This window comes from Quadrisphaera sp. GCM10027208, from assembly GCF_042658805.1.
GTDB lineage: Bacteria > Actinomycetota > Actinomycetes > Actinomycetales > SCSIO-59966 > SCSIO-59966.
In genome coordinates, this window is record NZ_JBHSRC010000003.1 from 157849 (window position 1) to 175003 (window position 17155).

The window sequence follows — 17155 nt, forward strand, 5'->3', positions numbered from 1 at the left end:
GCCGGCACAGGGACGCTCTGGAGCACCACGCGGGCGGCCGCGACCAACGTCGCGGCCGCGTACTTACCCCGCGCCATCACATCGGCGCCCCACTCATGCCGGCCCTCGAGCTAACCGCCCCCGGGGACGCTGTGGCCGATGAACAGTCCTCCCGGGCGTCCCCAGGACCACCTGCGCGGTCCGGCCGATATGCCACCGCACCCCGACGCGCTCGAGGCGCGCCTGGCCACCGTGCTCGCCGCACCGCCGTCAGCCATGCAGCCCAGAACCGACCGGGCTGCCATCGTCGACGCCCTGGCCCAGTTGCGGCCCCTGCCCTCAGCCACCCCGGCCGTCAGCGGCAGCTGAGCACCACCTCCAGCACTGAGCGCTGCATGGGCGCAGCTTTGTCTGGCTGTCGTGCCACACACACACCAAACGTCTGGGAGCGGGCACCGGAGAGCAACCGGGGTGGCGGGATTGCATGATCACGGACAGGGGCCGGGGACTGATCAGGCGTGGGTCGCGCAGGGTGGCGGGATTGCATGATCACGGACAAAGGGAAGGGGTGGGGGAACGCGGATGACGGTCACCCCCGGGTGTGGGGGTGACCGTCATCGTGTGGGTGTTGTCCGGCGGTGTCCTACTCTCCCACGCGGTCTCCCGCGCAGTACCATCGGCGCTGTCGGGCTTAGCTTCCGGGTTCGGAATGGGACCGGGCGTTTCCCCGACGCTATGGCCGCCGGAACTCTATGGAGATGTCGTTCGGTGGTGGGCCGACCGTATCTCGGGAACCGCACAGTGGACGCAGAGCACTCGGTGAGTGTGTGGGCAAGTTGTCGGCTTATTAGTACCGGTCAGCTTCACGTGTTGCCACGCTTCCACGTCCGGCCTATCAACCCAGTAGTCTAGCTGGGAGCCTCTCGGGGTCGAGCCCCGTGGAGACCTCATCTTGAAGCAGGCTTCCCGCTTAGATGCTTTCAGCGGTTATCCTTTCCGAACGTAGCTAACCAGCGGTGCTCCTGGCGGAACAACTGGCACACCAGAGGTTCGTCCGTCCCGGTCCTCTCGTACTAGGGACAGCCCTTCTCAAGTCTCCTGCGCGCGCAGCGGATAGGGACCGAACTGTCTCACGACGTTCTAAACCCAGCTCGCGTACCGCTTTAATGGGCGAACAGCCCAACCCTTGGGACCTACTCCAGCCCCAGGATGCGACGAGCCGACATCGAGGTGCCAAACCATGCCGTCGATATGGACTCTTGGGCAAGATCAGCCTGTTATCCCCGGGGTACCTTTTATCCGTTGAGCGACCGCGTTTCCACGAACCACGGCCGGATCACTAGTTCCGACTTTCGTCCCTGCTCGAGATGTCTCTCTCGCAGTCAAGCTCCCTTGTGCACTTGCACTCGACACCTGATTGCCAACCAGGCTGAGGGAACCTTTGAGCGCCTCCGTTACCTTTTGGGAGGCAACCGCCCCAGTTAAACTACCCACCAGGCACTGTCCCTGATCCGGATCACGGACCGAGGTTAGATGTCCAGAACGACCAGAGTGGTATTTCAACGGTGACTCCACCGACACTGGCGTGCCGACTTCACAGTCTCCCACCTATCCTACACAAGCCGTACCGAACACCAATACCAAGCTGTAGTAAAGGTCCCGGGGTCTTTCCGTCCTGCTGCGCGTAACGAGCATCTTTACTCGTAGTGCAATTTCGCCGAGTTCATGGTTGAGACAGCGGAGAAGTCGTTACGCCATTCGTGCAGGTCGGAACTTACCCGACAAGGAATTTCGCTACCTTAGGATGGTTATAGTTACCACCGCCGTTTACTGGCGCTTAAGTTCTGAGCTTCGCCGTGAGGCTAACCCGTCCCCTTAACGTTCCAGCACCGGGCAGGCGTCAGTCCGTATACATCGTCTTGCGACTTCGCACGGACCTGTGTTTTTAGTAAACAGTCGCTTCTCCCTGGTCTCTGCGGCCTTCCGGACTAGGCAGCACGTGCCGTCATCCGTCCGGCCCCCCTTCTCCCGAAGTTACGGGGGCATTTTGCCGAGTTCCTTAACCATGATTCTCTCGATCGCCTTGGTATTCTCTACCTGACCACCTGAGTCGGTTTGGGGTACGGGCGGCTAGAACCTCGCGCCGAGGCTTTTCTCGGCAGCATGGGATCACCCTGCTTCCCGCATTCGCGGTCACCATCAGGTCTCAGGCTGCGTGAGGTGCGGATTTGCCTACACCTCGCCCTACACCCTTGGACGTGGACTACCATCGCCACGCGGAGGCTACCCTTCTGCGTCACCCCTGTTACTGCGCTTACCTACTACCGGTTCGGGTCGCGCGCTCCCCCGCACCGGCCCCGAAGGGCCGACACGGCTTCGCACGCTCAGCATCACCGGCCTCGGTATGGGCGGTTCTTCGCCGGTACGGGAATATCAACCCGTTGTCCATCGACTACGCCTGTCGGCCTCGCCTTAGGTCCCGACTTACCCAGGGCGGATTAGCCTGGCCCTGGAACCCTTGGTCATTCGGCGGACGGGTTTCTCACCCGTCTTTCGCTACTCATGCCTGCATTCTCACTCGTGTGGCGTCCACGACTGGGTCACCCCGCCGCTTCACTCGCCACACGACGCTCCCCTACCCATCCACGCGCCTGGACCGGACCCGAAGGACCGGCCGGGCACACGCGTGAATGCCACAGCTTCGGCGGTGTGCTTGAGCCCCGCTACATTGTCGGCGCGGAATCACTTGACCAGTGAGCTATTACGCACTCTTTCAAGGGTGGCTGCTTCTAAGCCAACCTCCTGGTTGTCTGTGCAACTCCACATCCTTTCCCACTTAGCACACGCTTAGGGGCCTTAGCTGGTGGTCTGGGCTGTTTCCCTCTCGACTACGGAGCTTATCCCCCGCAGTCTCACTGCCACGCTCTCACTTACCGGCATTCGGAGTTTGGCTGACGTCAGTAACCTGGTAGGGCCCATCAGCCATCCAGTAGCTCTACCTCCGGCAAGAAACACGTGACGCTGCACCTAAATGCATTTCGGGGAGAACCAGCTATCACGAAGTTTGATTGGCCTTTCACCCCTACCCACAGGTCATCCCCCAGGTTTTCAACCCTGGTGGGTTCGGTCCTCCACGCGGTCTTACCCGCGCTTCAACCTGCCCATGGGTAGATCACTTCGCTTCGGGTCTAGGGCACGCGACTCAGTCGCCCTGTTCGGACTCGCTTTCGCTACGGCTTCCCCACACGGGTTAACCTCGCCACGTACCACTAACTCGCAGGCTCATTCTTCAAAAGGCACGCCGTCACCCCGCACAGAGGCTCCGACGGCTTGTAGGCACACGGTTTCAGGTACTATTTCACTCCCCTCCCGGGGTACTTTTCACCTTTCCCTCACGGTACTTGTCCGCTATCGGTCACCAGGGAGTATTTAGGCTTAGCAGGTGGTCCTGCCAGATTCGCACGGGATTTCTCGGGCCCCGTGCTACTTGGGATCCCCATCGGGAGGCCACGCCATTTCGCCTACGGGGGTTGCACCCTCTGTGCCGGGCCTTTCAATGCCCTTCGACTATGACGCGACTTTCTCACTCCCCGCCTCATCGGTAGCTGAGACAGACAGGTCCCACAACCCCGACCACGCAACGCCTACCAGCTGTCACACGTGACCGGTTTAGCCTCTTCCGCGTTCGCTCGCCACTACTGACGGAATCACTGTTGTTTTCTCTTCCTGTGGGTACTGAGATGTTTCACTTCCCCACGTTCCCTCCGCACGCCCTATGTGTTCAGGCGCGGGTGACTGGACATGACTCCAGCCGGGTTTCCCCATTCGGACATCCTCGGATCACAGTTCGGTTGCCAACTCCCCGAGGCTTATCGCAGGCTCCTACGTCCTTCATCGGCTCCTGGTGCCAAGGCATCCACCGTGTGCCCTTAAAAACTTGGCCACAAAGTATTCAAAGATGCTCGCGTCCACTGTGCAGTTCTCAAGCTACGGGCGGCACCACCCCACACCCGGCGCCGGCCCCCACGAAGAAGACCAGTACACCGACAGGATGACCCGCAACCACCAGCACCCCCACCCGGGAGCACCAGCAGCCCAGAAGGAACAGACACCAACGCCCGCACCCTCAGGACCCAACAGCGTGCCCAGACCGCCACCCGACACGCCAGACGCGTTCCCCACCACAACCCCGAAGAGCCGTGACCGTACTAACGCCCGACGCACCACGCGACGACCAACTAGCCGATGTTCCACCCACGAGCACCACCCCGAGAACACTCGCCCCGGGCATGGCCCTGGACGCGACCAGCACAAACCGGCCACGCCAGACGCTCCTTAGAAAGGAGGTGATCCAGCCGCACCTTCCGGTACGGCTACCTTGTTACGACTTCGTCCCAATCGCCAGTCCCACCTTCGACAGCTCCCTCCCACAAGGGGTTAGGCCACCGGCTTCGGGTGTTACCGACTTTCGTGACGTGACGGGCGGTGTGTACAAGCCCCGGGAACGTATTCACCGCAGCGTTGCTGATCTGCGATTACTAGCGACTCCGACTTCATGGGGTCGAGTTGCAGACCCCAATCCGAACTGAGACCAGCTTTTTGGGATTCGCTCCACCTCACGGTCTCGCAGCCCTTTGTACTGGCCATTGTAGCATGCGTGAAGCCCAAGACATAAGGGGCATGATGATTTGACGTCATCCCCACCTTCCTCCGAGTTGACCCCGGCAGTCTCCTATGAGTCCCCGGCACGACCCGCTGGCAACATAGGACGAGGGTTGCGCTCGTTGCGGGACTTAACCCAACATCTCACGACACGAGCTGACGACAACCATGCACCACCTGTACAGGACCCTTGCGGACCTCACATCTCTGCGAGATTTCCCTGTATGTCAAGCCTTGGTAAGGTTCTTCGCGTTGCATCGAATTAATCCGCATGCTCCGCCGCTTGTGCGGGGCCCCGTCAATTCCTTTGAGTTTTAGCCTTGCGGCCGTACTCCCCAGGCGGGGCGCTTAATGCGTTTGCTGCGGCACGGAACTCGTGGAATGAGCCCCACACCTAGCGCCCAACGTTTACGGCGTGGACTACCAGGGTATCTAATCCTGTTCGCTCCCCACGCTTTCGCTCCTCAGCGTCAGTTACGGCCCAGAGACCCGCCTTCGCCACCGGTGTTCCTCCTGATATCTGCGCATTTCACCGCTACACCAGGAATTCCAGTCTCCCCTACCGCACTCTAGTCTGCCCGTACCCACTGCAGGCCCGGAGTTAAGCCCCAGGTTTTCACAGCAGACGCGACAAACCGCCTACGAGCTCTTTACGCCCAATAAATCCGGACAACGCTTGCGCCCTACGTATTACCGCGGCTGCTGGCACGTAGTTAGCCGGCGCTTCTTCTGCAGGTACCGTCACTTGCGCTTCTTCCCTGCTGAAAGAGGTTTACAACCCGAAGGCCTTCATCCCTCACGCGGCGTCGCTGCATCAGGCTTTCGCCCATTGTGCAATATTCCCCACTGCTGCCTCCCGTAGGAGTCTGGGCCGTGTCTCAGTCCCAGTGTGGCCGGTCGCCCTCTCAGGCCGGCTACCCGTCGTCGCCTTGGTAGGCCATCACCCCACCAACAAGCTGATAGGCCGCGAGCCCATCCCCAACCGAAAAACTTTCCACACCACCAGATGCCCGGCAGTGTCATATCCGGTATTAGCACCGGTTTCCCGGAGTTATCCCAGAGTCGGGGGCAGGTTGCTCACGTGTTACTCACCCGTTCGCCACTGATCCACCAGTGCAAGCACCAGCTTCACCGTTCGACTTGCATGTGTTAAGCACGCCGCCAGCGTTCGTCCTGAGCCAGGATCAAACTCTCCATTGATGACAAACCGGCACCCACCCCACACAGGGACAGGACACCGCTCAATAGAGACCCCAACCCCCCGGCAAGGAGGTCAGGAATCAAACCTGGCAAAACAGCACCCACCCGACGAGACAGGCAGGCACCGCATCACCAAACACGCCCCATCCACCACCAGCACCACCACACAACGCAGCAGCACCACCAGCACGACGAGGCCATTCGGCATCGACTTTTAAGCACGCTGTTGAGTTCTCAAGGAACGGACGCGCACCACCCACCACAACCACACAGGCCGCAACAGACGGGGCGTGACCTACCTCTGTGCCGTCCGGTACCCCTCGGGAGACTTCCCGACGGTGTCCGGCGCGGCGGCCCAGCCTAGCACTCCGGCGACCCTGGTCGTGACCACGGCTCCGGCGTCCGGTTCTGGGTGGCTCACCCGGGGACCGGCCACCGTGCGGTGTCCGTGCCTCCTGCCGGGCGAACGACGGGAACAGTACGCAGCGCCCGCACTCGCCGTCAAATCACCCAGGGCGGTTGCGCCGGGGCAGTCGCGAACCGGCTCACGACGGCCGGACCTCGACCGCCCCGAGGGTGCGCCGGCCACGCCGCAGCACCAGCCAGCGACCGTGCAGCAGCTGCTCGGCTCCCACCGCCGCGTCGGGGTCGGTGACCTTGGAGTTGTTCACGTAGGCCCCGCCCTCGGCGACCACCCGTCGTCCGGCGGAGATGCTCGGCACCACACCGGCTGCGACCAGCAGCCGGGGCACGTCGACGAGGTCTTCCGCCGTCACCGCTCCGGTCGGCACCTCGGCCAGGGCCTCGGCCAGGGTGCGTTCGTCCAGGTCCCCCAGGTCTCCCCGGCCGAACAGGGCGTGGCCGGCGGCCTCGGCGCGACGGGCGGCGTCCTGCCCGTGGACGAGGGCCGTGACGTCCCGGGCCAGCACCCGCTGCGCCTCCCGGGCGGCCGGCCGCTCCCGGGTGGCGACCTCCAGGGCGGCGATCTCGTCCGCGTCGCGGAAGGTGAAGACCCGCAGGTAGTCGGCCACGGAGGCGTCCTCGGCGGCCAGCCAGAACTGGAAGAAGGCGTACGGGCTGGTGAGCGCCGGGTCGAGCCAGACGGCCTGTCCCTCGGTCTTGCCGAACTTCGTGCCGTCGGCCTTGGTGAGCAGCGGGGTCGCCAGGGCGTGGGCCCGGTGGCCCTCGACGCGCCGGATCAGGTCGACCCCGGCGGTGAGGTTGCCCCACTGGTCGCTGCCGCCGAGCTGCAGCGAGCACCCGAACCGGCGGTGCAGCTCGAGGAAGTCGTTGCTCTGCAGCAGCACGTAGCTGAACTCGGTGTAGCTGATGCCGGTCGAGGCGAGGCGGGTGGCGACGGCCTCCCGGTCGAGCATCCGGTTGACGCTGAAGTGCTTCCCGACGTCGCGCAGCAGCTCGATGGCCGACATCTCGGCGGTCCAGTCGAGGTTGTTGACCACCGTGGCCGCGTTCGGACCGTCGAAGGACAGGAACGGCTCGATCTGGCCGCGGATCCGGTCGACCCAGGAGGCGACGACCTCAGGGTCGTTCAGGGTCCGCTCCCCAGTGGCCTTCGGGTCCCCGATGAGCCCGGTGGCTCCGCCGACCAGGGCGATCGGCCGGTGCCCGTACTGCTGCAGTCGCCGGGCGGTGAGCACCTGCACGAGGTGGCCCACGTGCAGGCTCGGCGCGGTGGGGTCGAAGCCGACGTAGTACGTCACCGGTCCGTCGTCGAGCGCCTGCCGCAACGCGGTCTCGTCGGTGCACTCGGCCACCAGGCCGCGCCACCTCAGCTCGTCGAGGACGTGGGTCACGGTCGGTCCCTCCGGGTCGTCGGCGCCGTCCGGCTGCCTCTCGCCGTCCGGCTCGGTCACCGGACCGGCCGGCGACCGGGGTCAAGCCTGCCCGATCGCCGGCTACTGGTCTGAGCCGCCCTGCGCCGCGTGGCCGGGCGGTAGGCGGACACCGTCGCCTCGCCGTCCACCCAGTAGCGCCACGGGTGCAGGCCGCCGTCCCCGCCCGGCCCGCTGACCCCGACCCGCGGACCGGTGCGGACCGCGGCCGGGTCGACGGACCGGCCGCGCAGCACCTGCAGCGCAGCGCCGGGAGCGCACGCGTCCAGCCCGGACTCGCCGCCGTGCAGCCCCAGGGCCGCAGCGAGCCGGGCCGGCCCCCGAGCGAGGTCGACGTCCCGGCGGGCGGTCGGACGGCGGCTGCGGGCCAGGTCGAGACCGTCGACGACCTGCCCGGCGCGCAGCAGCACCGCCGACGCGCTGCCCTGCTGCCCGCAGACGAGGTTGGCGCACCAGTGCATGCCGTAGCTCAGGTAGACGTAGACGTGCCCGGCAGGGCCGAACATCACGGCGGTGCGCGGGGTCGGACCCCGGTAGGCGTGCGAACCCGGGTCGTCCTGCCCGGCGTAGGCCTCGACCTCGGTCAACCGGACGGCGACCGTCCCCTGCGCGTCCCGGCGGACGACGACGCACCCGAGCAGGTCCGGGGCCACCTCGAGGACAGGGCGGGCGAAGAACCCGCGGTCCAGCCGGTCAGCGTCCACCGGCTCGGGCCCGGACGGCGCGGCGGTGCTCACGGGGCCAGTGCCGCCAGCGCCGCACGCAGCTCGTCGAGCTGCTCGGCGACCCGCACCGGGGCGGTCCCGCCACGGGCGTCCCGGGAGGCGAGGGACCCCTGAACGGTGAGGACCTCCCGCACGTCGGCAGTGAGGTGCTCGCTGATCCGGCGCAGGTCCTCCCCCCCCAGGTCGACGAGGTCGATCCCCCGCTGCTCGCACACCCGGACGCAGGTGCCGGCCACCTCGTGGGCGGTTCGGAACGGCACGCCCCGGCGGACCAGCCACTCCGCCACATCGGTGGCCAGCGAGAAGCCCTGCGGCGCGAGCTCCTCCAGCCGCTCGGTCCGGAAGCGCAGCGTCGCCACCATGCCGGTGAAGGCGGGCAGCAGCACGGCGAGGGTGTCGACGGCGTCGAACAGCGGCTCCTTGTCCTCCTGGAGGTCCCGGTTGTACGCCAGCGGCAGCGCCTTGAGCGTGGTGAGCAGGCCGGTGAGGTCACCGACGAGGCGGCCGGCCTTGCCGCGGGCGAGCTCGGCGACGTCGGGGTTCTTCTTCTGCGGCATGATGCTCGACCCCGTCGAGTAGGCGTCGTCGAGCTCGACGAACCCGAACTCGCGGGTTGCCCACAGGACGACCTCCTCGGCCAGCCGGGAGACGTCGACCGCGACCATGGCGGCCACGAAGGCGAACTCGGCCGCGACGTCCCGGGACGCGGTGGCGTCGATGGAGTTCGGCGAGCTGTCGTCGAACCCGAGGTCGGCGGCGACGAGCCGGGGGTCCAGTCCGAGCGAGGAGCCCGCCAGCGCACCGGACCCGTACGGGGACACCGCGGCCCGGCGGTCCCAGTCGCGCCAGCGCTCGAGGTCACGCACCAGCGGCCAGGCGTGCGCCAGCAGGTGGTGGGACAGCAGGACCGGCTGCGCGTGCTGCAGGTGGGTGCGCCCCGGCATGGCGACCCCCAGGTGCCGCTCGGCCTGCTCGGTGAGGGCGGCGACGAGGTCGCGGACCAGGCCCGACAGGCGACGGGCGGCGTCCCGCAGGTACATGCGCAGCAGGGTGGCGATCTGGTCGTTCCGGGACCGGCCCGCCCGCAGGCGCCCGCCCAGGTCCGCGCCGACGCGCTCGATCAGCGCCCGCTCCAGGGCGGAGTGCACGTCCTCGTCGTCCGGGTGCGGGGTGAGGTCACCGGAGGTGACGTCGTCGAGGAGCTGTTGCAGGCCGGACAGCATGGCGGCGAGCTGGTTGTCGTCGAGCAGCCCGGCGCGGTGCAGCACGCGGGCGTGCGCCATCGACCCGGCCAGGTCGTACGGGGCGAGCCGCCAGTCGAAGTGCGTTGACCGGGAGAGCTGGGCCAGCGCGTCGGAGGGGCCGCCGGTGAACCGGCCGCCCCACAGGCTGCCTGCTCTCGTGCCGCTCTCGTCGTCCATCAGTCCGTCCCGGCCGTCGTCGTCCATCAGTCCGTCCCGGCCTCCATGGCGGCGTTGTCGAGCGCCGCGTCCTGCTCGCCGCGCACCGCGGGGTTCTCCGCGATCTGCTCGGCGCCGCCGGCCTCGAGCGCCGCGAACAGCGGTCCGGCCGGGAGCTGGTCCTGCCTGGCGTACTGCTCCAGCCGCATCCGGGAGTCGGCGATGTCGAGGTTGCGCATCGTCAGCTGGCCGATCCGGTCGGTCGGCCCGAAGGCGGGCGACTCGGTGCGCTCCATCGACAGCCGGTCCGGGTGGTAGGAGAACGCCGCACCACGCGTGTCGAGGATGGTGTAGTCCTCCCCGCGCCGCAGCCGGACGGTGACCTCACCGGTGACGAGCGAGGCGACCCAGCGCTGCAGGGACTCGCGCAGCATCAACGCCTGCGGGTCGGCCCAGCGCCCCTCGTACAGCAGCCGGCCCAGGCGGCGGCCGTCGGCGTGGTAGGCGGCGATGGTGTCCTCGTTGTGGACGGCGTTGAGCAGCCGTTCGTAGCCGATCCACAGCAGCGCCATGCCCGGGGCCTCGTAGACGCCACGCGACTTCGCCTCGATGATCCGGTTCTCGATCTGGTCGGACATCCCGAGTCCGTGGCGGCCGCCGATCGCGTTGACGACGTGGACGAGCTCGACCGGGTCGTCGTACCGGGTGCCGTTCACCGCGACCGGCCGGCCCTGCTCGAAACGTACGGTGACGTCCTCCGGGGCGATCTCGACGTCCGGGTCCCAGAACCGCACCCCCATGATCGGCTGGACGGTCTCCAGCGGGACGTTGAGGTGCTCGAGGGTCTTCGCCTCGTGCGTCGCCCCCCAGATGTTGGCGTCGGTGGAGTACGCCTTCTCCTCGCTGTCCCGGTAGGGCAGGTCGTGCTCGCGCAGCCACCGGCTCATCTCGGCACGGCCGCCGAGCTCGGCCACGAACTCGGCGTCCAGCCACGGCTTGTAGATGCGCAGGGCCGGGTTGGCGAGCAGCCCGTACCGGTAGAACCGCTCGATGTCGTTGCCCTTGAACGTCGAGCCGTCGCCCCAGATGTCGACGCCGTCGGCGTGCATGGCCCGCACCAGGAGCGTCCCGGTGACGGCCCGCCCCAGCGGGGTGGTGTTGAAGTAGACCCGGCCGGCGGAGCGGATGTGGAAGGCGCCGCAGGCGATGGCGACCAGGCCCTCCTCGACGAGCTCGCGGCGGCAGTCGACGACCCGGGCCAGCTCGGCGCCGTACTGCAGGGCACGGCCGGGGACGCCGGAGACGTCCGGCTCGTCGTACTGGCCGAGGTCGGCGGTGTAGGCGCACGGCACGGCGCCCTTGTCGCGCATCCACGCGACGGCGACGGAGGTGTCGAGCCCGCCGGAGAAGGCGATGCCGACGCGCTCGCCGCGCGGGAGGGTGGTGAGGACCTTGCTCACGGTGTGTCGTCTCTCCGGTCGGTCGGGTGCGGGGTGTGGTGGTCGGGCACCGGGTCGGGCACCGGGTCGGGCGGCTCGGGGCGCCCGGCCAGCGCGAGGAAGGTGCGGGCCACGTCGGGGCCGCCGTGCGGGTCCCGGCAGATCAGCAGCACGGTGTCGTCGCCGGCGATCGAGCCGAGGACCTCCGGCAGGGCGGCGTGGTCGACGGCGGAGGCCAGGAACTGGGCCGCCCCGGGAGGGGTGCGCAGGACGACGAGGTTGGCCGAGGCCTCGGCGGTCACCAGCAGGTCCTCGCACAGCCGCGCCAGTCGGCCGGTCAGCACCTCCTGGGTCACCCCGGCGCGAGGGGTCCGGTCGCCGCCCTCGCCGGGCACGGCGTAGACGAGGCCGCCGTCCACGCCGCGGACCCGGACGGCGCCCATCTCCACCAGGTCGCGGGACAAGGTGGCCTGGGTGACGGTGAGGCCGTCGGCGGCCAGCAGCTCGGCGAGCTCGCCCTGGGAGCGGACCTCGCGGCGGGCCAGCAGGTCGGCGATCCGGGCGTGCCGAGCGGCCTTGGTCGCCGGGATCACGGTGCGCCCGCAGAGCCGTCCAGCAGCCAGGTGAGCAGCGCCTTCTGCGCGTGCAGCCGGTTCTCCGCCTCGTCCCAGACGGCGGAGGACGGCCCGTCGATGACGGACGCCGCGATCTCCTTGCCGCGGTAGGCCGGCAGGCAGTGCAGGACGACGACGTCGTCAGCGGCGCGGGCCAGCGCGCCCTCGTCCACCGCGAACGGCACGAACGGCGCCTCCCGGGCGGCGGCCTCGTCCTCCTGCCCCATCGAGACCCAGGTGTCGGTCGCCAGGACGTCGGCGCCGTCCGCGGCGGCCGCAGGGTCGGTGAGCACGGTGACGGACCCGCCGGTGCCGGCGGCGATCCGCTGGGCGGCCGCGACGACGTCCGGGTCGGGCAGGTAGCCCTGCGGGCCGGCCAGCCGCACGTGCATCCCGGCGGTGGCCCCGCCGAGGGCGTAGGAGTGGGCCATGTTGTTCCCGGCGTCGCCCAGGTAGGCCAGGGTGAGCCCGGCGAGCCGGCCGCGCCGCTCGGTGACCGTCAGCAGGTCCGCGAGCACCTGGCAGGGGTGGAAGGTGTCGGTGAGGGCGTTGACGACGGGGACCCGGGAGACCGCGGCCATCGCCTCCAGGCGGGCCTGCTCGAACGTCCGCCAGACGATGGCGACGGCCTGCCGGTCCAGGACCCGGGTGGTGTCCTCGACCGGCTCGCCGCGGCCCATCTGGCTGGTGCCGGTGTCCAGGACGAGCGGGTAGCCGCCGAGCTCGGCGATGCCGACGCTGAACGAGACCCGGGTGCGGGTGGAGGGCTTGTCGAACAGGACGGCGACGGTCAGCGGGCCCTGCAGCGGACGGCGGGAGAACCGGTCGGCCTTGAGCCGGGCCGCCAGGGCCAGCACCTCGGCCTGCTCGTCCGGGGTGAGGTCGTCGTCGCGCAGGAAGTGGCGAGGGGCGGGGGTCATCGGCTCTCCCGGTCGGGGTCGGCGGCGGTGAGGACGCCGGGCAGGGCGTCGAGCAGGCGGGTGACCTGCTCGTCGGTGAGGACGAGCGGTGGGGCGATCCGGACGGCGTCCGGGGCCACGGCGTTGAGGATGAGGCCGGCGTCCAGCCCGGCGGCCACGACGTCGGCGGCGACCGGGCGGCGCAGCACGATCGCCTGCAGCAGGCCGGCCCCGCGGGTGCCGGCCACCAGCGGGTGCTGCAGCGCGGTGACGCCGGCGGTGATCCGGCGGCCGAGCACGGCGGCCCGCTCCACCAGCCCCTCCTGCCGGACCGTGCGGATCACCGCGAGCCCCGCGGCCGCGGCGACCGGGTTGCCGCCGAACGTCGTCCCGTGCTGACCGGGGCCCAGCAGCGCCCCCGGCCCCTCGCCCAGGGCGACGGCCGCGCCCACCGGGATGCCACCGCCGAGTCCCTTGGCCAGGGTCACGACGTCCGGGAGCACGCCGTCCGGCAGGCCCAGACCCGGCAGCCGGTGGGCGAACCAGGCCCCGGTCCGGCCGATCCCGGTCTGCACCTCGTCGAGGACGAGCAGCGCCCCGGCCGCGGCGGTGATCTCGCGGGCCGCGGTCAGGTAGCCGTCCGGGGCGGGCCGCACTCCGCCCTCGCCGAGGATCGGCTCGAGGACGACGGCGGCGACCTGCTCGTCGACGGCGGCCGCCAGCGCGTCGACGTCACCGAACGGGACGTGCCGCACACCGGGCACGAGCGGGGCGAACGGGTCCCGGTAGGCGGCCCGGGAGGTGAGGCTGAGGGCGCCCATCGTGCGACCGTGGAAGCCGTCGACGGCGGCGACGACGTGCGGGCGCCCGGTGCGGCGGGCGAGCTTGAAGGCCGCCTCGTTCGCCTCGGCGCCGGAGTTGCAGAAGAACACCCGCGACCCCGGCGGCGCGAGGAGCAGGGCGAGCAGCTCCTCGGCGAGCTCGATCTGCGGGCGGGTGGCGAAGAAGTTCGAGACGTGCCCGAGGGTGGCGAGCTGGTCGGTCACCGCGGCCACCAGCGCCGGGTGGGCGTGGCCGAGGACGTTCGTGGCGATCCCGCCGAGCAGGTCGAGGTAGCGGCGCCCGTCGGCGTCCTCGACCTCGGCGCCCCGGCCCCGGACCAGGACCCGCTGCGGGGTGCCGTAGGTGTTCATCACGGCCGCGCCGTACCGGCGCAGCAGGTCGTCGGTGCCGTTCACGGCGTCACCATCGTCCCGGTCCCCTCGCTGGTGAGCATCTCCAGGGCCAGCGCGTGCGGCAGCCGGCCGTCCACCACGGTCGCCCGCCGGACGCCGCCGCGCACCGCCCGCAGGCAGGCCTGCATCTTCGGTCGCATCCCCGAGTCGATCTCGGGCAGCACCTGCTCGAGCTCGTCGGCGGTGATCGCCTCGACGAGGGAGGAGCGGTCCGGCCAGTCGGCGTACAGGCCCTCGACGTCGGTGAGGATGACGAGCTTGACCGCGCCGAGGGCGACGGCGAGCGCGGCGGCCGCGGTGTCGGCGTTGACGTTGAGCACCTTGCCGTCCGGCCCCGGCGCCACCGAGGACACCACGGGGATCCGGCCGGCCTCGACGAGGTCGAGGACCGCGGCCGGCCGGACGTCGGTGACGTCCCCCACCCGGCCGAGGTCCACCTCCTCGCCGTCGACGACGGCCCGGGTGGGGCGGGCGGTGAACAGCCCGGCGTCCTCGCCGGACAGGCCGACGGCGTGCGGTCCGTGCCCGTTGACGAGTCCGACGAGCTCGCGGCCGACCTGCCCGACGAGCACCATCCGCACGACGTCGGCGGCCTCGTCGGTGGTGACCCGCAGCCCGCCGCGGAACTCGGTGGCGATGCCGAGGCGGTCGAGCATCCGGGTGACCTGGGGACCGCCGCCGTGGACGACGACGGGCCGGATACCGGCGTAGCGCAGCAGCACCATGTCCTCGGCGAAGGCGGCCTTGAGGGTGTCGTCGACCATGGCGTTGCCGCCGTACTTGACCACGACGACCTGGCCGTGGAACTCCTTGAGCCACGGCAGGGCGTCGAGCAGCACGCCGGCGCGCCGGGCGTCCGCCTCGGGGTCGAACGGGCGCATCGGCCGGCTGGTGCCCCAGCGGCGGGTGCCGGTGTCGTCGCTCATCTGGTGTCGTCGCTCATGTGGAGTACGCGCTGTTCTCGTGGACGTAGTCGTGGGTGAGGTCGTTGGTCCACACGGTCGCGGCCTGCTCACCGGCGTGCAGCTCGACGAGGACGTGCACCTCGCGGCCGGACAGGTCGACGAGGTCCCGCGGCTCCCCGATGCCACCACCGCGGCAGACCCGCACCCCGTTGAAGGAGACGTCGACACGGTCGGGGTCGAAGGTTGCGGCGGTGGTCCCGACGGCGGCCAGCACCCGGCCCCAGTTGGGGTCCTCGCCGAAGACGGCGGTCTTGACCAGGTTGCTGCGGGCCACCGCGCGGGCGACCTCGACGGCGTCGTCCTCGGTGGCGGCGCCGCGGACCTCGACCGCGACGTCGTGCCGGGCCCCCTCGGCGTCGGCGACGAGCATCCGCGCCAGCTCCGCGCACACGTCGGTGACCACGTCCTGCAGGACGCCGGCGTCGACGCGGACGCCGGAGGCGCCGGAGGCGAGCAGCAGCACCGTGTCGTTCGTCGACATGCAGCCGTCGGAGTCGACCCGCTCGAACGTCACCCGGGTGGCCGCCCGGAGTGCGGCGTCCAGGTCTGCCGCGTCCACGACGGCGTCGGTGGTCAGGACGACGAGCATCGTCGCCAGTGCCGGGGCGAGCATCCCCGCGCCCTTGGCCATCCCGCCGACGGTCCACCCGTCGGCGAGCTCGCGGACGGTCTCCTTGCGGACGGTGTCGGTGGTGAGGATCGCCTCGGCCGCGGCGGTGCCTCCGTCCGCGGACAGGGCGCCGGCGGCGGCGTCGACGCCGGGCAGCAGCCGGTCCATCGCCAGCCGCTCCCCGATCAGGCCGGTGGAGCACACGGCCACGTCGCCGGCGGACACGCCGAGCACCGCGGCGACCCGCTCGGCGGTGGCGTGGGCGTCCGCGAACCCCTCGGGGCCGGTGCACGCGTTGGCCCCGCCGGAGTTCAGCACGACGGCGTCGCACCGGCCGTCGGCGAGCGCCAGACGCGTCCACAGCACGGGGGCGGCCTGCACCCGGTTGGTGGTCAGCACCACGGCGGCGTCGTGCCGCGGCCCGTCGTTGACGACGAGAGCGAGGTCGGGCCGTCCGCTCGCCTTGAGCCCCGCGGTGACCCCCGCGGCGCGGAAGCCGCGGGCGGCGGTGACGCTCACGGCGCGAGGCCCGTCGTGGTCAGCCCGGCGGCCTCGGGCAGACCGACCGCCAGGTTGAGGCACTGGACCGCGGCCCCCGCGGTGCCCTTGGCGAGGTTGTCCACGGCAGCCACGACGACGACGCGGCCGACCCGCTCGTCCACCGTCACCTGCAGGTGGACCGTGTTCGCCCCGAGGGTGTCGGCCGTGCGCGGCCAGCGCCCCTCGGGCAGCAGGACGACGAACGGCTCGTCGGCGTAGGCGTCCTGCCAGGCCCGGCGCACCGAGCCAGGGTCGACGCCGGGGCGCAGCCGGGCCGTGCAGGTGGCCAGGATGCCCCGGGACATCGGGGCGAGCGTGGGGGTGAAGGAGACGCGGACCGGCTCCCCCGCGGCCCGGCCGAGGTTCTGCTCGATCTCCGGCACGTGCCGGTGCACCCCGCCGACCCCGTAGGGCGACATCGAGCCGCCGGCCTCGCTGGCCAGCAGGTGCACCTTGAGGGACCGGCCGGCGCCGGAGGTGCCGGAGGCCGCGACGACGACGACGTCGTCCGGGTCGAGCAGGCCGGCAGCCAGGCCGGGGGCCAGCGCCAGGGACGTCGCGGTCGGGTAGCAGCCGGGGACGGCGACCCGGCGGGCGCCGCGGAGGAGGTCGCGCTGGCGCCCGCCGCCGGCCAGCGGGAGCTCGGGCAGCCCGTAGGGCCAGCTGCCGGCGTGATCCCCCCCGTAGAACTGTGCCCACGCGGCGGCGTCGGCCAGCCGGAAGTCGGCGCCGCAGTCGATGACCACGACGTCCTCACCCAGCTCGGCGGCCAGCGGTGCGGAGGCGCCGTGCGGCAGGGCGAGGACGACGACGTCGTGCCCGGCCAGGACGTCGGCGGTCGTCGCGTCGAGCGGGCGGTCGGCGAGCGGGACGAGGTGGGGGTGGACCTCCCCAAGCGGCTGGCCGGCCTGGGTGTGCGCGGTGACCGCACCGACCCGCACCTGCGGGTGGCCCAGCAGCAGCCGCAGCACCTCGCCGCCGGCGTAGCCGCTGGCTCCGGCGACTGCGACGCTCACCATGACGCATAACTATAC

At 70.0% G+C, this 17155-nt stretch carries 11 protein-coding genes and 3 rRNA genes; 1 reads left to right on the plus strand and 13 read right to left on the minus strand.

What is annotated here, in order from left to right; genetic code table 11:
* The first annotated feature begins 138 nt into the window (after positions 1-138).
* Positions 139-348 (plus strand): hypothetical protein, encoded by a 210-nt coding sequence (locus ACFP6A_RS06180; protein ID WP_379602407.1) that lies wholly within the window; start codon positions 139-141, stop codon positions 346-348.
* Positions 349-609: 261 nt separating this feature from the next.
* Here the strand turns inward: ACFP6A_RS06180 and rrf are convergent.
* From rrf to argC, 13 genes are all read right to left on the minus strand, one after another.
* Positions 610-726: ribosomal RNA gene (gene rrf / locus ACFP6A_RS06185) — 5S ribosomal RNA — on the minus strand.
* A gap of 80 nt (positions 727-806) precedes the next feature.
* Positions 807-3922: ribosomal RNA gene (locus ACFP6A_RS06190) — 23S ribosomal RNA — on the minus strand.
* 396 nt (positions 3923-4318) lie between these two features.
* Positions 4319-5841, minus strand: a 16S ribosomal RNA gene (locus ACFP6A_RS06195).
* The 16S, 23S and 5S rRNA genes sit together here, the layout of an rRNA operon.
* A 545-nt stretch (positions 5842-6386) precedes the next feature.
* On the minus strand, positions 6387-7655 hold the full coding sequence (gene tyrS, locus ACFP6A_RS06200; protein WP_379602886.1) for a tyrosine--tRNA ligase: 1269 nt from the start codon (positions 7653-7655) through the stop codon (positions 6387-6389).
* Between the two features lie 56 nt (positions 7656-7711).
* Complete coding sequence (locus ACFP6A_RS06205) at positions 7712-8431, minus strand: DNA-3-methyladenine glycosylase (protein ID WP_379602408.1); 720 nt, start codon at positions 8429-8431, stop codon at positions 7712-7714.
* Positions 8428-9840 (minus strand): argininosuccinate lyase, encoded by a 1413-nt coding sequence (gene argH, locus ACFP6A_RS06210; protein WP_379602888.1) that lies wholly within the window; start codon positions 9838-9840, stop codon positions 8428-8430. Before argH ends, ACFP6A_RS06205 begins: the two co-directional genes overlap by 4 nt.
* A 26-nt stretch (positions 9841-9866) precedes the next feature.
* The gene (argG, locus tag ACFP6A_RS06215; RefSeq protein WP_379602409.1) at positions 9867-11279 is read right to left on the minus strand and encodes an argininosuccinate synthase; all 1413 of its coding nucleotides are present in this window, start codon (positions 11277-11279) and stop codon (positions 9867-9869) included.
* Entirely contained in the window at positions 11276-11851 is a 576-nt protein-coding gene (locus ACFP6A_RS06220; protein WP_379602411.1) for an arginine repressor, read from the minus strand. Before ACFP6A_RS06220 ends, argG begins: the two co-directional genes overlap by 4 nt.
* Positions 11848-12792 carry an ornithine carbamoyltransferase gene (gene argF / locus ACFP6A_RS06225; protein WP_379602413.1) on the minus strand — a complete coding sequence of 315 codons (945 nt, stop codon included), beginning with the start codon at positions 12790-12792 and terminating at the stop codon, positions 11848-11850. Before argF ends, ACFP6A_RS06220 begins: the two co-directional genes overlap by 4 nt.
* Positions 12789-14009, minus strand: coding sequence for an acetylornithine transaminase (locus ACFP6A_RS06230; protein WP_379602415.1), 1221 nt, complete (start codon positions 14007-14009; stop codon positions 12789-12791). Before ACFP6A_RS06230 ends, argF begins: the two co-directional genes overlap by 4 nt.
* A complete protein-coding gene (gene argB, locus ACFP6A_RS06235) occupies positions 14006-14887 on the minus strand; it encodes an acetylglutamate kinase (RefSeq protein ID WP_379602890.1) in 882 nt (293 codons plus the stop codon). The genes ACFP6A_RS06230 and argB overlap by 4 nt, the downstream gene beginning before the upstream one ends.
* A gap of 58 nt (positions 14888-14945) precedes the next feature.
* Positions 14946-16100 carry a bifunctional glutamate N-acetyltransferase/amino-acid acetyltransferase ArgJ gene (gene argJ / locus ACFP6A_RS06240; RefSeq protein WP_379602416.1) on the minus strand — a complete coding sequence of 385 codons (1155 nt, stop codon included), beginning with the start codon at positions 16098-16100 and terminating at the stop codon, positions 14946-14948.
* Complete coding sequence (gene argC / locus ACFP6A_RS06245; RefSeq protein ID WP_379602417.1) at positions 16097-17140, minus strand: N-acetyl-gamma-glutamyl-phosphate reductase; 1044 nt, start codon at positions 17138-17140, stop codon at positions 16097-16099. Before argC ends, argJ begins: the two co-directional genes overlap by 4 nt.
* Positions 17141-17155: the final 15 nt, after the last annotated feature.